Source organism: Sphingopyxis sp. NJF-3, assembly GCF_053514865.1.
The window spans coordinates 2,440,922-2,464,311 of the sequence record NZ_CM130726.1 but is presented as its reverse complement, the minus strand read 5'-3'; the positions used below and the strand labels follow the sequence as shown (position 1 = coordinate 2,464,311).

Sequence of the window (23,390 nt, the reverse complement as noted above, 5' to 3'; positions counted from 1 at the left end):
CGTCATGGCCGCGGATCTGTTCGGCGACGATGCGCCGGTGTCATCCGGCAGCGGGGCCGCGGGTCCGGCGCCGCTCGCCGAGCGGTTGCGGCCGAAGAATCTGGGTGAAGTCGTCGGTCAGGAGCATCTGACCGGCCCTGACGGCGCGATCGGCCGCATGGTCGCGGCGGGGCAGCTTTCGTCGATCATCCTCTGGGGGCCGCCCGGAACCGGCAAGACGACGATCGCGCGCCTGCTTGCGGAGGCGGTGGGGATGCGCTTCGCGCCGCTGTCGGCGGTTTTTTCCGGGGTCGCCGACCTCAAGAAAGCCTTTGCCGATGCCGAGAAGATGGCGGCGGCGGGCAAGCGCACACTGCTTTTCGTCGACGAGATTCATCGCTTCAATCGCGCCCAGCAGGACGGCTTCCTGCCCTTCGTCGAGCGCGGGACCGTGGTGCTCGTCGGCGCGACCACCGAAAACCCGAGCTTCGCGCTCAATGCCGCGTTGCTCAGCCGCGCGCAGGTGCTGGTGCTGCACCGGCTGGACGAGACCGCGCTCGCAACGCTGGTCGAGCGCGCCGAGGCCGAGGTCGGGCGGTCGCTGCCCGTGACCGGCGAGGCACGCACCGCGCTGATCGCCAGCGCCGACGGCGACGGCCGCTTCCTGCTCAACCAGGTCGAGACGCTGTTCGCCGCGGCGATCGACGCGCCGCTCGACCCCGCCGAACTCGCGCAATTCCTGCACCGCCGGATGCCGGTCTACGACAAGGACCGCGACGGGCATTACAATCTCATCTCGGCGCTGCACAAGGCGATGCGTGGTTCGGACCCGCAGGCCTCGCTCTACTGGCTCGCGCGGATGCTCGTCGCGGGCGAGGAGCCGCTTTACGTGCTTCGCCGCATCACCCGCTTCGCGAGCGAGGATATCGGGCTCGCCGACCCGCAGGCGCTCGTCCAGTGCCTCGCCGCGAAGGACGCCTATCAGTTCCTCGGATCGCCCGAAGGCGAACTCGCGATCGTGCAGGCGTGCCTCTATTGCGCGACGGCGCCCAAGTCGAACGCGGCCTATGCGGCGCAGAAGGCGGCATGGGCGGCGGCGCGCGACACGGGCAGCCTGGCGCCGCCCGCGAACATCCTCAACGCGCCGACGAAGCTGATGAAGGATCTCGGCTACGGCGCGGGCTACAGCTACGACCATGATGCGCCCGAGGGCTTTTCGGGCGACAATTACTGGCCCGACGAAATGGATCCGGCGACCTTCTATCATCCCGTCGACCGCGGCTTCGAAAAGCGTATCGCCGAGCGGCTCGCCTGGTGGGATGCGCGGCGGCACGGGCGCGGGGAGGGGGACTGATGTCGCGTTTCGACAGCTGGGACGACGTCATCGCCTTCGTCTGCGCGCTACCCGACGTCGAAATGGCGCCCTTCTATGGAACGCCCTGCCCGAAGGTGAATGGCAAGGCCTTCGTCTCGCCGGGGCGCGAGGCGGACAGCTTCCACGTCATGGCGCCGCACGAGGAGAAGGAGATGCTCCTCGAAACCGATCCCGGCACCTTCTGGCAGACGCCGCATTACGAAGACTGGCCGGGGCTGCTCGTGCGCTATGGCGCGTCCGATGCCGACCGCGTCGCCGACGTCATCCGCCGCGCCTGGTGGGACCGCGCGAAAAAGGCGCAGCGCGCCGCCTTCGGCCCGCGCCCCTAGCCCGGATAGCGTTCGAAGCTCGGCATCTGGTCCAGCCTTTCCATCCAGCCGATACGCTCGGCGGTCTGGATCTGCACCTGCGCCGGGATCAAGTCGGGGTCGTCGAGCGTCGCGGTCTGGACGTCGATCTTTCCGGGGAAGACCTGTTCGTTGGTATAGAAGAGCCCGGTCCCGCATTCGCCGCAGAAATGGCGGCGGCCATGTTCGGACGAAGCGTAGATCTTCGGCGTTCCGCTCACGTCGAGCGCATCCCGGGCGACCATGCCCCAACCGACCAGTGGTGCGCCCGCGTGACGGCGGCAGTCCTGGCAATGGCAGAGCGCGTGATGTTCGACCGCGGTCGGCATCGAATAGCGGATGGCGCCGCAATGGCATCCGCCGGCGGCACGGGTAGGTGTTTCGGTCATCTCTCTCTCTCTCTCTCTCTCTCTCTCTCTCTCTCCTCGGGAATCGGGTTGAGAACATAACATAAACACAACCTGAGCCAACCCCCGGCCGAAGACCCAGGGTTAACGGGAAATTAGGCAGGTTCGGGCAAAGCCTGTCGCGGCAATGGCGAGGCGAGATGGCGATTTCGTATAATCCGGTGGCGCCCGGCGCCGATGGCCTCCTGTGGGTGGCCCGGCCGGCCATGGCGCTCATGGCGGCTGCGGCGTTGCTTGTCGCGCTGTGCGGCGGCAGCGCCAATCTTTCGCTTTTCTATCTGGCGCGGCAGGATCTGTGGCTGTTGGCGGCGACGACGCTGTCGCTGCAGTTCTGCCTTTGGCGCTCTGGTCGCGCGGGCCATCTGCCGGCGATGCCACGATATCTCCCGCTGCTCGTCGGCGCGGGGCTGGCGCTTGCCGCCTATGCCGGCCATTATCTGATCCTGTCGGGATATGATCTCAGTCGCGACGAACAAATGGCGAGCTTCGACGCCGCGATCTTCGCGCGGGGCGAACTCGTCGCCCCGCTGGCGGGGGTCTGGCGCGACCATGCCGGCGCGCTCAACACGATGTTCATGTATCCGACCGGGCAAAGCGTGGCCTGGGTTTCTGCCTATCTTCCGCTCAGCGCCGCGCTGCGCGGGCTGTTCGCGCTGGCGGGCGACGCGGCGCTGACCGGGCCGGCGATGACCGGGCTCGGCGCGCTGGGGCTGTGGGGATGCGCGCGGCGGATCTGGCCGGACCATCGCGAGGCGCCGATCGTAGCGCTTCTGCTCTATCTCGGGTCGGGGCAGGTGCTGTTCAACGGCATGACGGCCTATGCAATGCCGGCGCACCTCGCGTTCAACCTGTGCTGGCTCTGGTTTTTCCTTCGCCGATCGGCGTGGGCCGACATGGCCGCGCTGGCGGTGGGCTTCGTCGCCGTTGGATTGCATCAGCCGATCATGCATCCGATGTTCGCGGCGCCTATCCTGCTCACGGTGGTTTTCGACCGCGACTGGGGCCGCGCCGCTCTCTATTTTGTGGGATATGCCGCGATCGGCGCCTTCTGGCTCTGGTGGCCGGGCTTCATCTGGTCGCTGGTGGAGGCCAATCCGCTAGCGCCGCGCGCGGATGGCGTCGACTTCTGGGCCCGGCTGCTGCTCACCCTCGAAAAGGGCGATACCCTCCGATTCGCGAACATGGGGGCCAATCTGCTCCGTTTCGCGGCGTGGCAGCATCTGCTCCTTCTGCCGCTGTTGTTGCTCGGGTTGCGTGCGGTTAGGCGCGACCGGTTGGCGGCGGCGCTCGCGGGCGGCATCGGGTTGACGCTGGTGGTCATGACGGTGATTCTGCCGTATCAGGGACACGGGTTCGGCTATCGCTATCTGCACGGGTTGATCGGAAACGCGATCCTGCTTGCGGTCTTCGGCTGGGTCGCCCTCGGCGATCGTCTCGCACCGTGGCGCCCGTTGCTGATGCGCACCACTGTTGCCGGGCTTCTCGTCCTGCTTCCGGTGCAGCTATGGATGGCGCACGGCTTCTACGCCCCTTTTGCCCAAGCCTCGGCGCGGATCGATGCGAGCGATGCCGATTATGTGGTGGTTGGCGAGAGCGATGCTCCTTTTGCTGCGGATCTTGTGATCAACCCGCCCTTTCTCGAAAGACGCCCGATACGCTTGCTGCGTGAGGAGATGGACCCCGCGCTGATGCGCGCGCTCTGCGCTTCGTCGGCCCGGGTCGGGCTGGTCGATGCGGAAATACTCGGACCGATTGCTGCCTATTTCGGCGCGCCCGCGCTTGCGGAGACCACCGCCCAGCCCGCGCTTGCCGCCGAGTTGCGGCGTGCAGGCTGTTCCGTTTCGGGCGTGCAGTAGGCGGCATGGTCGATACAGAGCCGAAACCGGATTTATCCAGTTGTTAACCACAAGTTCCTAAACCCGATCCGAAACGGATTTGTGGGGGGCTTCCATGTATCAGCAGCGGGCCGAAGTGCTGGCATTCCATCAGGCGCGGGCGCTGAAGCTGGGCGTTACTATCGTCATGCCCTGCCTCAACGAAACGATCAGCCTGCCGCATTGCATCGCAAACGCGCGGGATGCGTTGCGGATGATCGAGGACCGTTTCGGCCTCTCGGGAGAGATCGTCATCGCCGACAATGGATCGACCGATGGCAGCCAGGCGCTCGCCGAATCGCTGGGCGCGCGCGTCGTTCCCGTCGCGCGGCGCGGTTATGGCGCGGCGCTGATCGGCGGCTGCCAGGCGGCCTATGGCGACTATATCCTGATGGGCGACTGCGACGGCAGCTATGATTTCACCGAAGGCGTCGCGATGGTCGGCAAGCTGATCGACGGTCACGATCTGTGCATGGGATCGCGCTTCGACGGTGGAATCGCGCCTGGCGCCATGCCGTGGAAGAACCGGTATATCGGCAATCCGGCACTGACCGGCATTCTCAATCTCTTCTTCCGGTCGGGAATCAACGATGCGCATTGCGGGCTGCGCGCGATCAGTCGCGAGGCGTTCGACCAACTCGGCCTCGCGGGCGAAGGCATGGAGTTCGCGAGCGAAATGGTCATCAAGGCCTCGCTCAAGAAGATGAAAGTGGCTCAGCTTCCGGCTACCCTATCGGTCGACCTGCGTCATCGCGCGCCGCATTTGCGCCCCTGGCGCGACGGCTGGCGGCACCTCCGCTACCTTCTGATGCTCTCACCGACGTGGGTTTTCGGCGTGCCGGGGATAACGGCGCTTCTTCTCGCCGCCATCATATTCGGCGCTGCAGGCGCCTATGCGACCGGCCTGGTCGCGGGAACGCCCTTCTTCGGCGTGAGTTGGTGCGTGGTCGCGGCCTTTCTCGCCACCTGCGGTCATTTTTGCCTGCTCATGGGGACAGCAATGCACCTTCATGGAGTGCGATGCGGCTATCGCCGCCTGCGTCCTTCCATCGCCCGTCTTGGCCAGATACTGACGCTGGAGACGATGTTGATCACGGGCCTTGCGCTGATTGCGGTCGCGTTGGTCACGCTGGGGCTTGTCGGAATACAATGGACCAAGGGCGGCTTCGAGGCGCTGAGCAATCCGCTTCCGCTGATCGGTGGCGCGGCGCTTGGTGCGATCGGTCTGCAAACGGCGTTCGGCGCGTTCGTGCTGGCGATCATGGCCGGCAACGACAATCGTTTCGCTCCGCCGGCCGAGATCACAGGCGGATGAAGCGACCGTTTCTCTCGGTCGTCATGCCGGTCCATGGCGGCGGACAATGGCTGGATGCGGCCTTGGCCAGCGTCCGCGCGCGGGGTCGCGACGACGTCGAAATCGTCATCCGCGATTCGACCCCCGGCGAATCCTGCGAAGCGATTGTGAAACGGCACGCCGACAGGCTCCGGATCGATTATGCCTATCTGCCCGAAATACCAAGTTGGACGCGCAAGACCAATTTGGCGGTCGAGGCAGCGAGTGCGGCGCATATCTGCCATCTGCATCAGGATGATCTCTGGCTCGAGGGCCGGCTCGCGGTCGCCCGCGGCATGATCACGGCGGCGCCGGATGCGGCGCTCCTCCTCACGCCCGCCCTGATCGTCGATGGAGCGGGGAACCGGCTTGGCCGGTGGCGTCCCCCGTTTCGCGTTGGCCGGGTCGATTCCGCCGAATATCGCGACGCGTTGCTGGTGCAGAATTCGATCGCCATTCCCGCACCCGTCTTTCGCCGTGACGCCTATCTTGCCGCAGGCGGAATGGACGAAAGCCTGTGGTACACGCCCGATTGGGATTTATGGTTCAAACTGGGGGAACAGGGCCCGATATATTATGATCCGCGCGCGGTTACAGCCTTCCGCATCCATAAAAGCTCCCTGACGATGACCGGCGATCGACAAGAGTTCGCCGAGCAGATGGAACTCGTCCTCGAACGCAATCTGTACGCAGGCGGAAAGACCGAACGCATCAGTCGCACGTCCGCGCGGATCAATGCGTTGCTGTCCGAGGCAGCGCTTGGCCATTCCCATGCGTTGATCAAGGCACTTGCTGCCTTCCTTGCTCTTGGTCCGATCGAGGGCAGCCGCTACATTCGCTATTCACGCATCCTCGAACGGGTCGTGCCGCGGCTCAGGCTGCGGTTCGCGGGAGTCATGTGAGATGGCGCTCGGCTCCCTCATCCGCAAAAGCTTCGGTCGCCACGAGCATCGCGTCGCCGGACTGTATCGCAGCGCCTTCCTCGACCTTCGCGACTATTCGGCCAAGATCGGCGATTGGGTTCCAAGGGCGCACCGCATTCTGGAGGTCGGCTGCGGCGAAGGCGCAGTGACGGAAATTCTTGCCGACGTCTATCCCGATGCGGATATTCTGGCGATAGACATTGTACCCAGCCTGGGACGTCTCTATCGCGGTCGACCTGACGGTGTTGCGTTTCGGCAGGCTCCGGTCTCCGATATTGCAGTCGAACGTCCCGCTTCGTTCGACCTGATCACCCTGTCGGACGTCATGCATCACATTCCGCCCGAACTGCGTCCGGAAATTCTTCGCTCCATCCGGCGCTGCCTGGCGCCGGGGGGACGGTTCGTGTTTAAGGACTGGGCGCGGACGCCGACACCCATTCATTGGCTCTGCTACGCCAGTGATCGATGGCTGACCGGCGATCGCGTGGCCTATCTGACTCCGCAGGAAGCGATGGCCTTGGTGGCGTCGAGCGATCCGGCTTTCGAACCGGTCGCACAGTGCAATGTCGGTCCGTGGAAAAACAATTATTCGCTGATCTTCCAATGTTGAGTATATTGCTCGACAGCAGGCCCGCTCGCTATCTCGCCGTGGGCGCGATCTGTGCGGTCGCGAACAATATTATATTGATAGCCGGCGATGCGGTAGGGATACCTTATTGGGCCCTCGTGCCGTTGACGTTCGTGCTGATGGTGCCGCCGAGCTATGTTGCCCACGCACTATGGGTGTTCGGGGTCCGCACATCATGGGCGGCCTTTGGCCGCTATGTGGCCGGGACGATGTCGAGCCTAGCGGTCGCGGCGCTGACGATCGGATTGCTTCGCGGTGCCATGATGTTGCCGATGGTCGCTGCTGCGCCGATCGCGACGCTAGCGATGGTGCTCTATAACTATCTGATGACACGCTGGGCCGTATATCGGGGCCACGGCCGCGCCACCGGTCGCCGCCCGGCGCCTCAATCCCCCAAATCGACCTGATTCTGCTCCGCCCACGCCTGATATTGCCCGCGCGGGTTCGCCGCCGGTCGTGTCAGTATCGCCGGCATGTCCTGGCGCAGCGCGGCGAGGTCGAGTGAGCGGATCATCGCCTTGACCGGGCCGACGCCGGCCGGGGTGATCGATAGCCGGTCGATGCCGAGACCGAGGAGGGCCATCGCCTCGAGCGGGCGCCCCGCCATTTCGCCGCATACGCCGAGCGTGACCTTGCTGCCCGACACCAGCCCCACGACGCGGGCGAGATAGCGCATCACCGTCGGGGACAGCCAGTCGTAGCGTTCGGCGAGGCGCGGATGGGCGCGATCCGCGGCGAACAGGAACTGCGTCAGGTCGTTGGTGCCGATCGACAGGAAGTCGAGGTGCGGCAGCATCAGGTCGAGCGTCTCGACGAGCCCGGGCACTTCGAGCATCGCGCCGTAGCGGATCGCCGCCGGCAGCTTCTTGCCGCGGCTCGCGAGCCAGGCGCGCTGGCCGACGAACAGGGCGCGCGCCGCCTCATATTCCCAGGGCTCCGACACCATCGGGAACATGACGTTGAGCGTGCGTCCCGCGGCCGCCTCCATCAGCGCGCGTGCCTGCACCTTCAAAAGCCCCTCGCGTTCGAGCGCCAGGCGCAGCGCGCGCCAGCCCATCGCGGGATTTTCCTCCAGCGCATTCTCGTCGACGTTCATATAGGGCAGCGCCTTGTCGCCGCCGATGTCGACCGTGCGGAAGATGACCGGACGGTCGCCCGCGGCGTCGAGTACGTCGCGATAGAGGCGCTGCTGCCGCTCGCGCTGGGGAAGCGTCGCCGAGACGAGGAACTGAAATTCGGTGCGGAACAGCCCGATGCCCCTTGCACCGGTCAGGTCGAGCGCGGCGACATCCTCGCGCAGTCCGGCGTTGATCATCAGTTCGATCGGCACGCCGTCCCTGGTCACCGCGGGCAGGTCGCGCAGCGCGGCGAGGTTGGCGCGGCGCTTCTGCGAAATTTCGAGCTTCGCGTCGAAGGCGTCGAGCATCGCAGAGGTCGGCCGCACCTGCACCGTGCCGGCGGCGGCGTCGAGCAGCAGCAGGTCGCCTTCGCGGATCGAGGTGCGCACGTCGCGGACGCGGCCGATCACCGGCACGCCCATCGCGCGCGCGACGATGATGACGTGCGCGGTCAGCGACCCTTCCTCGAGCACCACGCCCTTCAGCCGGCGGCGATCATATTCGAGCAGTTCGGCGGGGCCGAGGTTGCGCGCGATCAGGATCGAATCCTGTCTGAGGCCCATCTGCGCCGCGGTGCCCATCTGGCCCGACACGATGCGGATCAGCCGGTTCGACAGATCCTCGAGGTCGTGCATGCGATCGCGCAGCAGCGGGTCGTCGATCTGGCGCATCCGCATCCGGGTGCGCTGCTGGACGCGCTCGATCGCCGCCTCGGCGGTCAGGCCGCTGTCGATCGCCTCGTTGATGCGCCGCGACCAGCCTTCGTCATAGGCGAACATCTTGTAGGTTTCGAGCACCTCCTCATGCTCGCCGCCGATGCCGAATTCGGCCTGGCTCGCCATGCGGTCGATCTGCTCGCGCATCTTGTCGAAGGCGGCATAGACGCGGTGGCGTTCGGCCTCGATATCGTCGGCGACCGTATGCTCGATGGTGATCCGCGGCTGGTGGAACACCGCGATGCCCTGGCCCATGCCGTCGACCAGCTTCTGTCCGGTCAGCCGCTGCGCCGACTGGTCGGCGGCCGCGGCGTCGATGCGCGCGGTGGTGTCGACGAGATCGGCATTGGCGATCAGCTCCGAAAGCACCATCGCGACGGTCTGCAGCGTCTCGATCTCGATCTCTTCGTAGCGCCGTGGGTCGCTGTGCTGGACGCAGAGCACGCCCACGGCCTGCTCGCGCCGGATGATCGGCACCCCGGCAAAGCTGTGGAACAATTCCTCGCCCGTTTCGGGGCGATAGGAAAAGTCGGGATGTGCGGCCGCCTCGTCGAGATTCAGCGTTTCGATCTGTTCGGCGATCATGCCGACCAGCCCCTCGCCGAGCGCGAGGCGCGTAACGTGCACCGCCTCCTGCTTGAGGCCGCGGGTCGCATAGAGTTCGAGCGATCCGTCGCGCAGCAGGTAGATCGAGCAGACTTCGCTGTCGAGGCATTCGCCGATGATGCCGACGACCTGGTTGAGCTTGCTCTGCGCGTTGGTCCGCGCCGCCATCACCTCGTGCAGCCGGGTCAGGATGTTGCGGGCTGACTGCGCGGCGGTCGAGGGCGGGGGCGGGGCGTTGGTCATCCTGAAGACCTGCTAACAGATGCTTGGGCCCCGCGCCATCGTCTGCCGCGATATTCGGCACCCTATTCGGCAAGCGACGGGCGTGTCAGCCGGTGGGTGCCGCCGGCCCCGCTGCCGTCGTCGTCGCGGCGGATGGGTCGACCGGCCCAACCGGTGTCGGGCCGACCGGCGCCGCAGGGCCTGCCGGCATCGGCGTTGCCGTGGCGGGGGTGCCGAAGAGAGGCGGGGCCACTGGCGGCGGCGCATATTTCGCGTCCCAGGCCGCGGCGTCCGACTGATATTTGGCGTAGGCCTCATAGAAATCGACGAAGGGCTGGTCGAGCTGGGCGAGCTGGGCCGGCGCCTGGTCGACCACCTGCGCGGTCGGGGTGGTCGAGACGAGCTGCGCCACCGCGTTGGCGCGCGCGCAGAAATCGCGCTGCGCGGGCGGCTGCGCGAAATAGTTGAAGAGCTGCGTCGACAGCTTGTCGCGGGCCGCGATGCCGTTGGAACCGCTTTCCTTGCCGAGCTGCGCGATCACGCTTTTCTCGGTCGAGCGGATCGCCTTGGCGTGCGACTTGATGATAGTGTTGTAGGCGGCGACCAGCGTCGCTTCCTCGAGCCCGCGGCAGCCGATCGCGGCGACGTTCAGCGCGATCTTGAGCTGCCAGAAGGCACGGTCGCCGGTGATGTTGCTGTTCGCGGTGACGAAGCGGCCATCGAGCCCGCGCATCGGCAGGATCTGGGTCGCCGACGCCTGGCCCGGGGGGATCGGGCGCGGCGGCACGATGATGACGACGGGTTCGGGCGGCGGCGGCGGGGGAGGCGGCGGGGGTTTGGGGGCGCAGGCGGCAACGCTCGCCAGTAACCCTATAACGATGATCTTACGCGACAAATTCATGATACTCTCCCCAGCCGCAGCAACATGCGGCGTCAACCCCGAGCGTGCAAGGCGGCTTCGGCCTGTTGCACCAAAGCCGCGATAATATCGGCGACGCTTTCTTCCTGCGTTACCATACCGACAGATTGCCCTGCCATTAACGAGCCCCCCTCGATATCGCCGTCGATCACCGCGCGGCGCAGCGCGCCGGCCCAATAATGCTCGATCTGGAGCTGGGCTTCCATCATGTCGACGTCCCCCGCGTCGAGCAGGTTCGCGACCTCGCGCTGCTTGGCGGTGAAGGCCTCGGTGCCGTTGTTCTTGAGCGCGCGCACCGGGATGACGGGCAGGCGCGGGTCGATCTGTACGCTGGCGACGGCGTCGCGCGCGGAGGCGCGGATGAACGCCTTCTTGAAAGCGGGATGCGCGATGCTTTCGGTCGCGCAGACGAAGCGGGTGCCGAGCTGGACTCCCGATGCGCCCATTTCGAGATAGCCCGCGATCGCCTCGCCGCGGCCGATGCCCCCGGCGACGAAGATCGGCAGTTCGGACGCGAGCTCGGGCAGGATTTCCTGCGCGAGAACGCTCGTCGACACGGGGCCGATATGCCCGCCCGCCTCCATGCCCTCGATGACCAGTGCATCGACGCCCGAGCGCATCAGCTTCTTCGCGAGCGCGAGCGTCGGCGCGAAGCAGATGACCTTGGCGCCCGACGCCTTGATCGCCTCGAGGCTGCCCTTGGGCGGCAGGCCGCCGGCGAGCACGACATGGCCGACGCCATGTTTGGCGCACACATCGATCAATTCGAAAAGCTGCGGGTGCATGGTGATCAGGTTGACGCCGAAATTGCGCGTCGCGAGCGCCTTGGTCGCCGCGATCTCGGCATCGAGAAGCTCAGGCGTCATCGCGCCGCAGGCGATGACGCCGAAGCCGCCGGCGTTGCTGATCGCGCTGACCAGATGGCGTTCCGAGACCCAGCTCATCGCGCCGCAAAGAATGGCGTAATCGCTACCGAGAAGCTCGGTTCCGCGCGCCATCAGATCGTTAATTTTGCTCATCATCAGCGCCTTTGCCAGCACATGCGCGCGGGCGCAATGGATTGCCGCCGCGGCGGGCGCGCCGATGGACGAAAACCGATCCGCTCGGTTCGGCGCGCCAATTCGTCCTTTGGGCGCAGAAAGCAAAACAATCATTGTCAACTAAAACAGTTGGCATATGCTTTGGCGGCGAATCCACCAACGAAAGGAAGCCGCATGTCCACCAACGACCAGACCGCGAGTGCACGCGAAGCCGTGCCGCGCGCGATCCAGACGGTGCTCGACGCGCTCGACAAGCTGCGCTTTGGCGCCATCCAGCTCACCGTTCATGAAGGGAAGCTGGTGCAGGTCGATGTGACCGAGCGCCACCGCTACCCGAACTGACCAGGTCCTCCCGACGGGGGCACGTCCCCCCCAATACTGCCGCAGACCGGACCACCGGATGTGGCAATTTTCTTTGCAACAGGAAATTGCCATGACTGCCAAATATCCTTCCGCGCGCCGCCGCATAACGGCCGCATCCCTGACATTGCCGCTGATCCTCGCCTTCGCCGTCCAGTCCGCGGTGGCCGCCGAAACGAACGCCGACACGGCCGCGACCACTGACGCCGCCGCCGAGCAGGTCGAGGGCGGCAGCTACGGCGGCGACATCGTCGTCACCGCGCGCCGCCGCGCCGAAACCGCGCAGGACGTTCCGATCGCCATTTCGGTGGTCGCGGGCGACCAGATCGACAACACCGGCAGCTTCAACGTCGGGCGGCTCCAGCAGCTTGCGCCGACGCTGCAATTCTATTCGTCCAACCCGCGCAACTCGGCGGTCAATATCCGCGGCATAGGGGCGCCCTTCGGCCTGACCAACGACGGCATCGAACAGGGCGTCGGCATCTATGTCGACGACGTCTATTACGCGCGCGTCGCCTCCGCGACCTTCGACTTCCTCGACGTCGCGCAGATCGAGGTGCTGCGCGGGCCGCAGGGTACGCTCTATGGCAAGAATACCACCGCCGGGGCGATCAACATCACCACCAACCAGCCGACCTTCGATTTCGAGGGCAAGGCCGAACTCAGCATCGGCAATCTCAACTTCAAGCAGGCGAAGGCCGCCATCTCGGGCCCGCTGACGAGCAATCTGGCGGCGCGGATCGCGGTGTCGGCGACCAGCCGCCGCGGCACGCTCTATAATGTGACGACCGACCGCTGGGTCCACAGCCAGGACAATATCGGCCTGCGCGGTCAATTGCTGTGGCGCCCGACCGACAATCTCGACGTCACGCTGACCGGCGACTGGAACAAGCAGGACGCGGTGTGCTGCGGATCGGTCTTCGTCCGCACCGGCGAAACGCAGCGCCCGCTGAATCGCCAGTTCGCGGCGCTCGCGGCGGCGCAGGGCTATGTCGTGCCGAGCACCAATCCCTATGACCGGCTGACCGACCTCGACGCCAATCTCAATGCCGGAAACGAGATCGGCGGCGTCGCGCTGCGGGTGAAATGGGACGTGGGGCCGGGGACGCTGACCTCGGTCACCGCGTGGCGCTATTGGGACTGGCAGCCCGAGAACGACCGCGACTTCACCGGCCTGCCGATCGTCACCAAGTCGCAGAACCCGTCGCAGCAGAACCAGTATACGCAGGAGCTGCGCTATAATTATTCGGGCGAGCGCTTCGATTTCGTGGTCGGCGGTTTCGCCTTTCACCAGCGGATCGACACGCAGGGGACCGAGCAGCACGGGCCGGCGTCGAGCCGCTGGACGCTCAATCCGTCGAGCCCGCTTGCAAACGACCCCTCGGTGCTCGACGGGCTGACTGCGATCAACACCCAATATCTGAAGAACACCAGCCTCGCTCTGTTCGGGCAATTGAGCTGGAAGCTGAGCGACAGTTTCACGATCCAGCCCGGCGTACGGCTGAACTACGACAAGAAGAACGGCTATTATCAGCGGCTCGTCTATGCCGGCGACGGCTCGGCGGTGACCGCCGATCTGACCGACGCCGTTTCGGTCGCGCGGCTCGGCGTGTTTTCACCGCAGGAATATGCGCCGTCGTTCAGCGACTGGAACTTCAGCTATGACCTGACCGCGACCTGGAAGGCGGCGCCCGACATCCTGCTATACGCGACCTATGCGAAGACGTTCAAATCGGGCGGCATCAACCAGAATGGCGTGCCGAACGGCGCCGACGGCAGTCCGCTGCTCGCCGCCGCGACGATCAAGCCCGAGTCCGTCCAGCATGTTGAAGCGGGGGCGAAGGCCGAATTCTGGGACCGGCGCGGCACCTTCAACCTGTCGATCTTCCGCACCGACATCAAAAATTATCAGGCCAATGTGAACAACGGCCAGTTCGGCGTGCTCCGCGGCTATTTGGCCAATGCCGGCAAGGTGCGGACGCAGGGGGTCGAGGCGGATTTCTCGATCCGGCCGAGCGAGCGGTTCCGCGCCTATGCCAACGGTGCCTATACCGACGCCAAATATGTCCGCTTCGTCGACGCGCCGTGCCCGCCCGAATTGTCGGGCGGCAGCAGCAGTCCGCCGAATTGCGACATTTCGGGCCAGCGCCTGCCCGGAGTGTCGAAATGGGCCCTTTCCTATGGCGCGGAGGTCAATGCCCCGGCCAAATTGCTCGGGCAGGACGGGCAGGTCTATCTGGGCTATGACGGCAGCTACCGGTCGAACTTTTCCTCGAACGCATCGGCGTCGGCCTATACGTGGATCGACGGCTATGCGCTGTCGAACTTCCGCGCGGGCTTTCGGACCGAGGCGGGGCTCGACGTCTATGCGTGGGTCCGCAACGCCTTTGACCAGAAATATCTTGAGCAATTGTTCGTGGGACCGGGGAACACCGGCCTGATCACCGGCCTGCCGGGCGATCCGCGCACCTGGGGCGGGACGATCAAGGCGCGCTTCTAAAGGGGCGGGCCTAAAGGAGGAAGCTATATCGATTGCAAACAGGGTTGGGTTCACCCTCCTCTCCCGTCACCCTGAACTTGTTTCAGGGTCCATGGCCTGCCCTTGAATGAGGCGCGGCACAGGAGGATGAGGTGGGGCCATGGATGCTGAAACAAGTTCAGCATGACGAAAGGAGAGAGTGGGGGCGCCTCAAAAACGGCCCCACTTTTGCAATCGGCATAATCCTCAAGACATAATCCTCAAAAAAGAGGGCCGCTCCGGCCGGGGCGGCCCCTTTTATTCCTGCAGCCGCGTCAGCGCTGCTGGTTCGGATTGCGATCCTGCTGATCGCGGCGGGGCTGCTCGCCCTGCTGGCGATCCTGGCCGCCCTGCTGTTGCTGGTGCTGGCGATCGCGATCCTGCTGGCGGTTCTGGCCCTGCTGTTGCTGTTTGTTGGGCATTTCACTACTCCTGCAAGCGCCGCAGGCATGCCGTCATGTCGCGGCACGGGGTCAACCCGCGGGCAGGAGCGGGAGTTCCGCCACTGCGACGGCCCGTGGCCCCGTCGCGGTCGCCGCGCCGCCCACTGATCGGCCCGCTCAATCACTCAATCCACCTTATTCGGTTTTTCTGAAACGCCGCGCCGTGCCTATTCTCCGTCCGTCGAAGCGAAAGGATGGATCCCATCGACTCACGTTCGCCCGCGCCGACGCCCTTTCGTGGCCGCCGCCGCGCCGTCATGCGCGGGTCATCCTGCCGCGCCATCCGTTTCAACGATATCGAGAGAGGAGAGACTGCATGAACGCCGAGACCCCCGTGGACCCCGCCAAGGGCTGTCCGATCAGCCACGACCGGTTCCGTTCGCTGCTCGGGCGGACGAACAAGGACTGGTGGCCCGACGCGCTGCCGGTCGATATCCTGCACCAGGGCGGCGTTTCGCCCGACCCGATGGGCGAGGATTTCGATTATGCAGCGGCGTTCCGCTCGCTCGACTATCAGGCGGTGAAGGACGATCTGACCGCGCTGATGACCGACAGCAAGCCGTGGTGGCCCGCCGACTATGGCCATTATGGCCCCTTCTTCATCCGCATGGCGTGGCACGCCGCGGGCACCTATCGCACCGCCGACGGCCGCGGCGGCGCCAATGCCGGGCAGCAGCGCTTCGCGCCGCTCAACAGCTGGCCCGACAACGGCAATCTCGACAAGGCGCGCCGCCTGCTGTGGCCGGTGAAGCAGAAATACGGCAGCAAGATCAGCTGGGCCGACCTGTTCATCCTCGCCGGCAACGTCGCGATCGAATCGATGGGCGGGCCGGTGTTCGGCTTCGGCGGCGGCCGCAAGGACGTCTATGAGGCCGAGCGCGACATCTATTGGGGCGCCGAGGACCAATGGGTCAACGAAGGCGTGCAGACGCGCATCGACCCCGAAAAGCAGCTCGACCTCGAAAACCCGCTCGCCGCAATCCAGATGGGGCTGATCTACGTCAACCCCGAGGGGCCGGGCGGCAACCCCGACCCGCTGCAATCGGCGCGCGACATCAAGATCACCTTCGAACGCATGGCGATGAGTCATGAGGAGACGGTGGCGCTGACCGCGGGCGGCCATACCTTCGGCAAGGCGCATGGCGCGGGCGATGCGAGCCTGGTCGGCGCGGCGCCCGAAAACGGCGACATCACGCTGATGGGTCTCGGCTGGTCGTCGAGCTTCGAGACCGGGGTCGGCGCGCACGCGATCACCAGCGGACTCGAGGGCGCGTGGGTCAACACGCCCACCGAATGGTCGGAGAATTATTTCCGCCTGCTCCTCGACTATGATTACGAGCTGGTGAAGAGCCCGGCTGGCGCGCAGCAGTGGCAGCCGATCAATCAGAAGGAAGAGGACATGGCCCCCGACGCCCATAATCCGGGCAGACGCGTGCCGACGATGATGACCACCGCCGACATGGCGCTGAAGATGGACCCCGAGCTTCGCCAATATTCGGAGAAGTTCCGGAACGACCATGAAGCGTTCAAGGACGCTTTCGCGCGGGCGTGGTTCAAGCTCTGCCACCGCGACATGGGGCCCAAGGTCCGCTATCTCGGGCCCGAGGTGCCGGCCGAAGATCTGATCTGGCAGGACCCGGTTCCGGCGGGAAGCAAGCCGTCGGATGCCGATGTCGCGGCGTTCAAGAGCGCGATCCTCGGCTCTGGGCTCAGCGTCGGCGAACTCGTCAAGGCGGCCTGGGCTTCGGCCTCGACCTTCCGCAAGACCGACTTCCGCGGCGGCGCCAACGGCGCGCGCGTCCGCCTGTCGCCGCAGAAGGACTGGGCGGTCAACGATCCGGCCGAGCTGGCGAAGGTGCTCGCCAAGGTCGACGAACTGCGCGGATCGCTGTCGATGGCCGACGCGATCGTCCTCGCCGGTTCGGCGGCGGTCGAAAAGGCGGCGAAGGACGCGGGCTTCAACGTCAGCGTTCCTTTCACCGGCGGCCGCGGCGACGCGACGCAGGAGTGGACCGACGTCGAGAGCTTCGAGGTGATGGAGCCCAAGGCCGACGGTTTTCGCAACTATCTGGCGACCAAGCATCGGGTGAAGACCGAGGAACTGCTGCTCGACCGCGCGTCGCTGCTCGGCCTGTCGGCGCCCGAAATGACGGTGCTCGTCGGCGGACTGCGCGTCCTCGGTGCCAACCAGGGTGGCAGCAGGCATGGCGTGTTCACCAGCCGGGTGGGCCAGCTCACCAATGACTTCTTCGTCAATCTGCTCGACATGGACACGATCTGGGAGGTCGTCGACACCAGCGGCGACGAGGAGTTCATCGGCTATGACCGCGGCGGGCGCCAGGAACGCTGGCGCGCGACGCGCACCGACCTGATCTTCGGCTCCAACTCGCAGCTCCGCGCGACGGCCGAGGTTTATGCCGAGAAGGGCCATGAGGAGAAGTTCGTCAAGGACTTCGTCAAGGCGTGGGTCAAGGTGATGAACGCCGACCGGTTCGATCTGGCCTGATCTGCGGGCTCGCCGGTCCCGCATCACGCCGCGGGACCGGCGGCTGCCGCCAGGACGGGGAGTCGCGGGTCCGCCTTCGGGGGCATGGGCCCGGTGGCAGGCCGGCGCAGGGATCGCTTGGGAATCTCAAAGTTCAGGAAAGTTCAGCCTATCGCATTCCCCGTCCGGGCCTTGAGGCGTGCTGGACGCGCCCGGCACGCCTTGCTGTGACTGCGCGCGCAAGCGGGACCGCCATCGCTTTGTCGACCAAATGAAAGAGCCGGACAAAGCTGGCACAGCCGAATAATGTAGGAAAGGCCTATTTGCAGCCGATGTCCGCTTTGGGGTGGGGAGCGGCCGTTGCGGCGACAGGACAAAGTTGCGAGAAGGATGCATGCATAAGTTTCCGCAATCGTCTGAGCTACAGTTCTTAGTTGGAAAAGAGCTGGCGCAAATAGCGCTCGATCCAAACTCGGTGCAATTTCGCTGGTCTGAGGGCGGACAGATCACCGTCACTGGCGACTTGGAGCATGTGGACGAAGATCGTGTGGTCCACCTTTACGACTGCGCGGCATACACCGGCCCGCCGCTCCTGCTGCATAGGCTTCTTATGAAGAAGATCGTTATGATTGAAGCGCAGCCCATGTGTCTCACACTTGGCTTTGAGGGCGGACAGCAGTTGCGGCTGAGGTCCGAGGAAGGTCCGTGGGAGTGTGGGCTGATCTGCTTGACCGACGATCTAGCAGACGGGTGGATCGTATACTGAACGTCCGCAACTGGTCGACAACGACCCTCTCCCGCATCGTCATCCCGGACTTGATCCGGGATCCATAGCTGCGCCGTCGTCGTGGATCCCGGATCAAATCCGGGATGACGATTAAAATAATGTCGTTTTCCGGTCGGGAACGGGTCAGCGCCTCCTTCTATGTTTACACCGTCAATTTCCCCTTGACGCGCGGCCTTCGCAATGTTTACAATGATAACATTGAATATGCGAAAGGACGAAATCATGAAACCGTTGCTCTATGCCGTGGGCCCGCTGGTTTTCGACTCGCTGGGGGTGATTGTCTTCGCGGTGCTGCTGGCGTTCCATGTCGACCTGATCGTCGCGACGGTCGCCGGCACCGTGGCCGCCTGCGCCGTGGTGCTGTTCGAGATCGCCCGCGGCCGCGCGGTCGCCGCGCTGCAGTGGATCAGCCTGGCGATGGTGCTCTTCTCGGCAGCGGCGACGATGCTGACCGGCGATCCGCGCTTCGTGATGGTCAAGCCGTCGATCGTCTATCTGATCGTCGGCGCGGCGATGCTGCGCCGCGGGTGGATGAACCGCTATATCCCGCCCGCGGACCTGCCGCTGGTCGGCGACGTGATGGAGCGTTTCGGCTTCGTCTGGGCGGGGCTGATGTTCGCGACCGCGGCCGCGAACCTCGTCATCGCCTATGCCTTCACGCCCTGGTGGCCGGCGTTCATCGGTATCTTCCCGCTCGCGTCGAAGGCGCTGCTCTTTGCGGTGCATTTCACGATCGTCCAGCTCGTCGGCCGCGCGCGGACGCGCCGCCGGAACGGCGGCGAAGCGCCGGCAGCGCGGCGCCTCGCAGCGGAATAGGACGGCGCACGACTTCCCCTCCGGCCGGAAAATGGCTATTCCGGAACGGGTTGAGGGGGAGCGGACGTTGAGGGGTTTCGGTTGGTGGGTCGGGCTGGCGATAGCCGCCCTGGTGTGGACGGCGCCGGCGCGCGCCGAATGGTTCGAGGTCCGCACCGATCATTTCGTGCTGGTGACCGATGGCGATGAAACAGCCGCGCGCGATTTCGCGACCCGGCTCGAGCGGTTCGACGGCGCGCTGCGGCAGCTGTACGGCATCGCGGACAATCCCGACCTTCACAGCCGGCCGGTCGCCATCTATGCGCTCGATCCGCGGCTATTCTTCGATGTCTGCCGCTGTCCGGGGGTGCTCGGCTATTATTCGGGGCCGCTCGCCGGGCCGCGGATCATCGGGATCAGCGATCCGAAGGCCGATCGCAGGCTGAAGCTCGGCGATCTCCATTCGCAGGCGCTGATGCTGCACGAGTACAGCCATCATTTCATGCTGACCAATTTCCCCGGCGCCTATCCTTATTGGTATGTCGAGGGCTTCGCCGAATTCAACGCCAATGTGGATTTCGGGGAGGATGGATCGATCGTCCTCGGCTATCCGGCCAATTATCGCGGATCGGCGCTGCTGGGCGGTTCGAACCTGCCGTTGCGCCGGCTCGTCGCGCCTGAGCAATATGGTTTTGGCGACAATGTCGATCTGACTTATGGGAGAGCCTGGCTGCTCACCCATTATCTGATGCTGCGCCCCGAGCGCTCCGGTCAGCTGAACCGCTATCTCGCCGCGATCCGCGCCGGCAAGTCGAGCCTCGTCGCGGCCAAGGACGCTTTCGGGGATTTCGATACGCTCGATCGCGAGCTCGACGCCTATATGAAAGGCGCCCTGGCGCCGCCCCTCCGCATTCCAGCGGCATCGGCCCCGCCGAAGGTCGCGCTGCGCCGGCTGACGGCGGGCGAGGAGGATGTTCTTCCGGCGTGGCTGACCATGAAGGACGGCGTCGCCAAGGGCTATCGCAAGGGCTATGCGCTGAAGGCCGAGCGCGCTGCGCGGAAACATCCCGACGATGCGGTCGCGCAGGCGATGGCCGCGGAAGTCAGCTTCATGGCCGATCGCTTTGGGGAGGCGGAGGCCCTCGCCGATCGAGCCCTGGAGCTCGACCCGAAATCGGATCGGGCGTTGTTGCTGAAGGGACGTCTCGCGACGCAGAAGGCGATCGAGGGCGCGCCCAAGGATTCCGCCGGCTGGGCCGCGGGGCGCGAATGGTTCGTTCGGGCCAATCGCGCCGATCCGCAATCGGTCGAGGCCTTCTACCGCTATTTCGGCAGCTATGCCTGGGCGGGGAAGGCCGTCCCCGCGGGGGCGGTGCAGGGGCTGATCCGCGCTTCGATACTGGCGCCCGAAAACGAGCAGGTCGCCGTATCGCTGGCGCTGCAGAAATTGCGCGAGGGCGACGGGGCGGCGGCCCGATCGCTGCTGATTCCGCTGGCGTCGGCGCCGCACCGGCCGCGCGACGACAATGTCGCGCAGTCGATCATCGGCCAGATCGACGGCGGCAAGACGCAGGATGCGATCACCACACTCGCGGCCCTCGAGGTGAAGGCACGCGGCCGCTATTGAAGGGGTCGTCCGTCAGTCGGCGGCGTCGAGGCCGTAGGCGGTGTGGAGGACGCGAACCGCGAGTTCGGTTTCGTCCTCGTCGATCAGCACGCTGACCTTGATCTCGCTGGTCGAGATCGCCTGGATGTTGATGCCCCTGTCCGCGAGCGCGCGGAACATCGTGCTCGCGACCCCCGCGTGGCTCTTCATCCCGACGCCGACGACGCTGATCTTCGCGACCTTGTCGTCGCTGAGAATGCGGTTGAAGCCGATCTTCTCCTTCGCGCCTTCGAGCAGGTCGATCGAGCGCAGGAGGTCGGTCGCGGGGACGGTGAAGGTCACGTCGGTCTCGCCCTTGTCGCGCCCGACGTTCTGGATGATCATGTCGACATTGATCCCCGCCGCGGCGAGGGGGCCGAAGATGTTCGCGACGCCGCCCGGCTTGTCGGGCACGCGGGTGACGATGATCTTCGCTTCATTCTTGTCGTGGGCGATGCCGGTGATCAGCTGCCGTTCCATCTGATGTTCCTCTATTTCCTCGTCGCTGACGATCATCGTGCCCCGCTTCGGCGCCTCGTCGCCCTCGACGAAGCTCGAAAGCACCTGCACGCGCACGCCTTCCTTCATCGCGAGCCCGACCGAGCGCGTCTGGAGCACCTTGGCGCCGACGCTGGCGAGTTCGAGCATTTCCTCATAGGTCACATAGTCGAGCTTGCGCGCGCGCGCGACGATGCGGGGATCGGTGGTGTAGACGCCGTCAACATCGGTGTAGATGTCGCAGCGATCGGCCTTCAGCGCCGCCGCCACGGCGACCGCGCTGGTGTCCGACCCGCCGCGGCCGAGCGTCGCGACGCGGCCGTCGTCCATCAGGCCCTGGAAGCCCGGGATCACCGCGACCTCGCCCTTGGCCATCGCCGCGCCGAGCGCGCCGGTGTCGATGTTCGCGATGCGCGCGCGGGCGTGCGCTTCCTCGGTGCGGATCGGGAGCTGCCAGCCGAGCCAGCTGCGTGCCGGGGTGCCCATCGCCTGCAGGGTGAGCGCGAGGAGGCCCGAGGTGACCTGCTCGCCCGCCGCGACGACGACATCATATTCTGCGGGGTCGTAGCGCGGGTTCGCCTCGCGGCAGAAACCGACGAGCCGGTCGGTCTCGCCCGCCATCGCAGAGACGACGACCGCGACCTCGTTGCCCTGCGCGACCTCGCGCGCGACGAGTTTTGCGACGGTGCGAATCCGCTCGGTGCCCGCCATCGACGTGCCCCCGAATTTCATCACGATCCGCGCCATGTCGCCCCGCTTTCCTGTGCTGGTTTCAGCCGCAACTTTTCGAAGATTTCCGCGGCGCGCCGCTGTTACGGAAGGGGGGAGGCGATGGCAAGGCGATGATGCCCCCGCTGCGATATATTTTCTTGCCCGCGCCCAACGAAAGGCGCGGATCCACACCGCGGGACGGCGCGCCGCGGCAATTTTCTTGCGCCGGCGGGCGGGCGGTGCCACATCCTGCCGCATGAACGCCGCGACGATCAACCCGCACGAAGCCGCTCATTTCGGCGCGCTCGCCGCCGACTGGTGGGACCCGCACGGCTCGTCGGCGATGCTCCACAAGCTCAATCCCGTGCGCCTGTCCTATATTCGCGACCAGATCGATGCGCACTGGCATGTCGACGCGCGCGAGCGGCACCCGCTCGCGGGGCGGCGCGCGCTCGACGTCGGTTGCGGCGCTGGACTGCTCGCCGAGCCCTTGGCACGGCTGGGCGCGGCGGTGACGGGGGTCGATGCGGCGCCCGAGAATATCGCGGCAGCGCGGGATCATGCTGCGGGGCAGGGGTTGGCGATCGCCTATCATGCGGGCGAGCTGGCGGCGCTGCCGCCCGCGACCTTCGACCTCGTCACCTCGATGGAGGTGGTCGAGCATGTCGCCGATCCCGCCGCCTTCGTCGCCGAACTCGCCGCACGGCTCGCGCCAGGCGGGTTGATGATCCTTTCGACGCCCAACCGGACGATCGCCTCGAAGCTGCTGCTGGTCGAGGCGGCCGAGCGCGTCGGCGCGGTACCGCGCGGGACGCACGACTGGGACCGCTTCCTGCGGCCCGAGGAACTGACCGCGCTGATCGAGGGCGCGGGGCTGGCGGTCATCGACCGCACCGGGCTGTCGCCCTCGCCAGGGAAAGGCTTCAAGCTCGGCGCCAGCGAGGCGCTCAACTATCTGATCGCGGCGCGGCACGCGGGATGAGCGGCGGCCGCGACCCGCGCGTCGACGCCTATATCGCGAAAGCCCAGCCCTTCGCGCAGACCATCCTGACCCATATGCGCGCGCTGGTGCACAAGCACGCGCCGGATGCCGCCGAGACGCTGAAATGGGGCGTGCCGCATTTCGTGTTGAACGGGCAGAATCTGGCGGGCATGGCGGCGTTCAAGAGCCATGCGACCTTCGGTTTCTGGCGCGACGAGGAGGTCACCGGCGCGGCGCGCAAGGAGGGGGCGATGGGCAGCTTCGGGCGGCTCGTCTCGCTCGCCGATCTGCCCGACGACAAGGCGCTCGCGGCGATGATCGCGAAGGCGGTGGCGCTGGCGGGCGAGGGCAAGCCAAAGCGGGCGAAGGCGGCGGCCAAGCCGGCGCTCGACCTGCCCGCCGACCTGGGGGCGGCGTTGAAGGCGAATGGCGCCGCGCAAGGCCATTGGGACGCCTTTTCGCCCGGCAAGCGGCGCGACTATATCGAATGGGTGCTCGAGGCGAAGCGCGAGGAAACGCGCGTCAAGCGGATCGAAACGATCGTCGCGCAGGTCGCCGAGGGCAAGGACCGGAACTGGAAGTATAAGGGCTGCTGAGCGCGAGGCGGCATTAAAACACACCGCATCCCCGAGCGAAGACGAGGGGCTCGTTCGAGCGAAGCGAGAATCAGATACGTCGC

The 23,390-nt window shown here is 65.8% G+C and carries 21 protein-coding genes; 15 read left to right on the top strand and 6 right to left on the bottom strand.

All coding sequences use genetic code 11. From position 1 onward, the window contains the following. The first annotated feature begins 4 nt into the window (after nt 1-4). Together ACOTSS_RS12010 and ACOTSS_RS12005 are read left to right on the top strand one after the other, a co-directional pair. Nucleotides 5-1,333, top strand: a complete 1,329-nt coding sequence (locus ACOTSS_RS12010; RefSeq protein WP_448688379.1) for a replication-associated recombination protein A — start codon at nt 5-7, stop codon at nt 1,331-1,333. Beyond that, the gene (locus tag ACOTSS_RS12005; RefSeq protein ID WP_448688378.1) at nt 1,333-1,683 is read left to right on the top strand and encodes an MmcQ/YjbR family DNA-binding protein; all 351 of its coding nucleotides are present in this window, start codon (nt 1,333-1,335) and stop codon (nt 1,681-1,683) included. The genes ACOTSS_RS12010 and ACOTSS_RS12005 overlap by 1 nt, the downstream gene beginning before the upstream one ends. On the opposite strand, the gene ACOTSS_RS12000 is transcribed toward ACOTSS_RS12005, so the two are convergent. After that, the gene (locus tag ACOTSS_RS12000) at nt 1,680-2,090 is read right to left on the bottom strand and encodes a GFA family protein (RefSeq protein WP_448688377.1); all 411 of its coding nucleotides are present in this window, start codon (nt 2,088-2,090) and stop codon (nt 1,680-1,682) included. The genes ACOTSS_RS12005 and ACOTSS_RS12000 overlap by 4 nt on opposite strands. Before the next feature lie 158 nt (nt 2,091-2,248). Here ACOTSS_RS12000 and ACOTSS_RS11995 point away from each other — a divergent pair, with 158 nt between their 5' ends. The 5 genes from ACOTSS_RS11995 (at nt 2,249) to ACOTSS_RS11975 (ending at nt 7,273) form a co-directional block, all read left to right on the top strand. Further along, complete coding sequence (locus tag ACOTSS_RS11995; protein ID WP_448688376.1) at nt 2,249-3,964, top strand: hypothetical protein; 1,716 nt, start codon at nt 2,249-2,251, stop codon at nt 3,962-3,964. A gap of 94 nt (nt 3,965-4,058) precedes the next feature. Further along, nucleotides 4,059-5,297, top strand: a complete 1,239-nt coding sequence (locus tag ACOTSS_RS11990) for a glycosyltransferase family 2 protein (protein WP_448688375.1) — start codon at nt 4,059-4,061, stop codon at nt 5,295-5,297. Next, nucleotides 5,294-6,217 (top strand): glycosyltransferase, encoded by a 924-nt coding sequence (locus ACOTSS_RS11985; protein ID WP_448688374.1) that lies wholly within the window; start codon nt 5,294-5,296, stop codon nt 6,215-6,217. Before ACOTSS_RS11990 ends, ACOTSS_RS11985 begins: the two co-directional genes overlap by 4 nt. Before the next feature lies 1 nt (nt 6,218). After that, complete coding sequence (locus ACOTSS_RS11980) at nt 6,219-6,848, top strand: class I SAM-dependent methyltransferase (RefSeq protein WP_448688373.1); 630 nt, start codon at nt 6,219-6,221, stop codon at nt 6,846-6,848. Then, nucleotides 6,845-7,273 (top strand): GtrA family protein, encoded by a 429-nt coding sequence (locus tag ACOTSS_RS11975; protein ID WP_448688372.1) that lies wholly within the window; start codon nt 6,845-6,847, stop codon nt 7,271-7,273. Before ACOTSS_RS11980 ends, ACOTSS_RS11975 begins: the two co-directional genes overlap by 4 nt. On the opposite strand, the gene ptsP is transcribed toward ACOTSS_RS11975, so the two are convergent. The 3 genes from ptsP to ACOTSS_RS11960 form a co-directional block, all read right to left on the bottom strand. Beyond that, on the bottom strand, nt 7,252-9,549 hold the full coding sequence (gene ptsP, locus ACOTSS_RS11970; RefSeq protein ID WP_448688371.1) for a phosphoenolpyruvate--protein phosphotransferase: 2,298 nt from the start codon (nt 9,547-9,549) through the stop codon (nt 7,252-7,254). The genes ACOTSS_RS11975 and ptsP overlap by 22 nt on opposite strands. 85 nt (nt 9,550-9,634) lie before the next feature. After that, a complete protein-coding gene (locus ACOTSS_RS11965; protein ID WP_448688370.1) occupies nt 9,635-10,429 on the bottom strand; it encodes a hypothetical protein in 795 nt (264 codons plus the stop codon). A gap of 32 nt (nt 10,430-10,461) precedes the next feature. Beyond that, nucleotides 10,462-11,466 carry an NAD(P)H-dependent flavin oxidoreductase gene (locus ACOTSS_RS11960; protein ID WP_448688369.1) on the bottom strand — a complete coding sequence of 335 codons (1,005 nt, stop codon included), beginning with the start codon at nt 11,464-11,466 and terminating at the stop codon, nt 10,462-10,464. A 195-nt stretch (nt 11,467-11,661) separates the two neighbouring features. Between ACOTSS_RS11960 and ACOTSS_RS11955 the strand changes: the two genes are divergently transcribed. After that, nucleotides 11,662-11,829 carry a YezD family protein gene (locus tag ACOTSS_RS11955; RefSeq protein WP_448688368.1) on the top strand — a complete coding sequence of 56 codons (168 nt, stop codon included), beginning with the start codon at nt 11,662-11,664 and terminating at the stop codon, nt 11,827-11,829. 91 nt (nt 11,830-11,920) lie between these two features. Then, nucleotides 11,921-14,347 (top strand): TonB-dependent receptor, encoded by a 2,427-nt coding sequence (locus ACOTSS_RS11950; RefSeq protein WP_448688367.1) that lies wholly within the window; start codon nt 11,921-11,923, stop codon nt 14,345-14,347. A 293-nt stretch (nt 14,348-14,640) separates the two neighbouring features. On the opposite strand, the gene ACOTSS_RS11945 is transcribed toward ACOTSS_RS11950, so the two are convergent. Beyond that, a complete protein-coding gene (locus ACOTSS_RS11945) occupies nt 14,641-14,787 on the bottom strand; it encodes a hypothetical protein (protein ID WP_176473499.1) in 147 nt (48 codons plus the stop codon). A 337-nt stretch (nt 14,788-15,124) separates the two neighbouring features. Here ACOTSS_RS11945 and katG point away from each other — a divergent pair, with 337 nt between their 5' ends. The 4 genes from katG to ACOTSS_RS11925 all read left to right on the top strand — a co-directional run bounded on the left by katG (nt 15,125) and on the right by ACOTSS_RS11925 (nt 20,502). Further along, a complete protein-coding gene (gene katG, locus ACOTSS_RS11940) occupies nt 15,125-17,314 on the top strand; it encodes a catalase/peroxidase HPI (RefSeq protein WP_448688366.1) in 2,190 nt (729 codons plus the stop codon). A 373-nt stretch (nt 17,315-17,687) separates the two neighbouring features. Beyond that, nucleotides 17,688-18,059 (top strand): hypothetical protein, encoded by a 372-nt coding sequence (locus tag ACOTSS_RS11935; RefSeq protein ID WP_448688365.1) that lies wholly within the window; start codon nt 17,688-17,690, stop codon nt 18,057-18,059. Between the two features lie 243 nt (nt 18,060-18,302). Continuing rightward, nucleotides 18,303-18,896, top strand: a complete 594-nt coding sequence (locus ACOTSS_RS11930; RefSeq protein WP_448688364.1) for an inner membrane-spanning protein YciB — start codon at nt 18,303-18,305, stop codon at nt 18,894-18,896. 67 nt (nt 18,897-18,963) lie between these two features. Next, a complete protein-coding gene (locus ACOTSS_RS11925; protein ID WP_448688363.1) occupies nt 18,964-20,502 on the top strand; it encodes a tetratricopeptide repeat protein in 1,539 nt (512 codons plus the stop codon). Between the two features lie 12 nt (nt 20,503-20,514). On the opposite strand, the gene ACOTSS_RS11920 is transcribed toward ACOTSS_RS11925, so the two are convergent. Then, nucleotides 20,515-21,765 carry an aspartate kinase gene (locus tag ACOTSS_RS11920; protein ID WP_095386490.1) on the bottom strand — a complete coding sequence of 417 codons (1,251 nt, stop codon included), beginning with the start codon at nt 21,763-21,765 and terminating at the stop codon, nt 20,515-20,517. A gap of 220 nt (nt 21,766-21,985) precedes the next feature. Between ACOTSS_RS11920 and ubiG the strand changes: the two genes are divergently transcribed. Both ubiG and ACOTSS_RS11910 read left to right on the top strand, forming a co-directional pair. Beyond that, nucleotides 21,986-22,711, top strand: coding sequence for a bifunctional 2-polyprenyl-6-hydroxyphenol methylase/3-demethylubiquinol 3-O-methyltransferase UbiG (gene ubiG / locus ACOTSS_RS11915; RefSeq protein ID WP_448688362.1), 726 nt, complete (start codon nt 21,986-21,988; stop codon nt 22,709-22,711). After that, nucleotides 22,708-23,307, top strand: coding sequence for a YdeI/OmpD-associated family protein (locus ACOTSS_RS11910; RefSeq protein ID WP_448688361.1), 600 nt, complete (start codon nt 22,708-22,710; stop codon nt 23,305-23,307). Before ubiG ends, ACOTSS_RS11910 begins: the two co-directional genes overlap by 4 nt. Nucleotides 23,308-23,390: the final 83 nt, after the last annotated feature.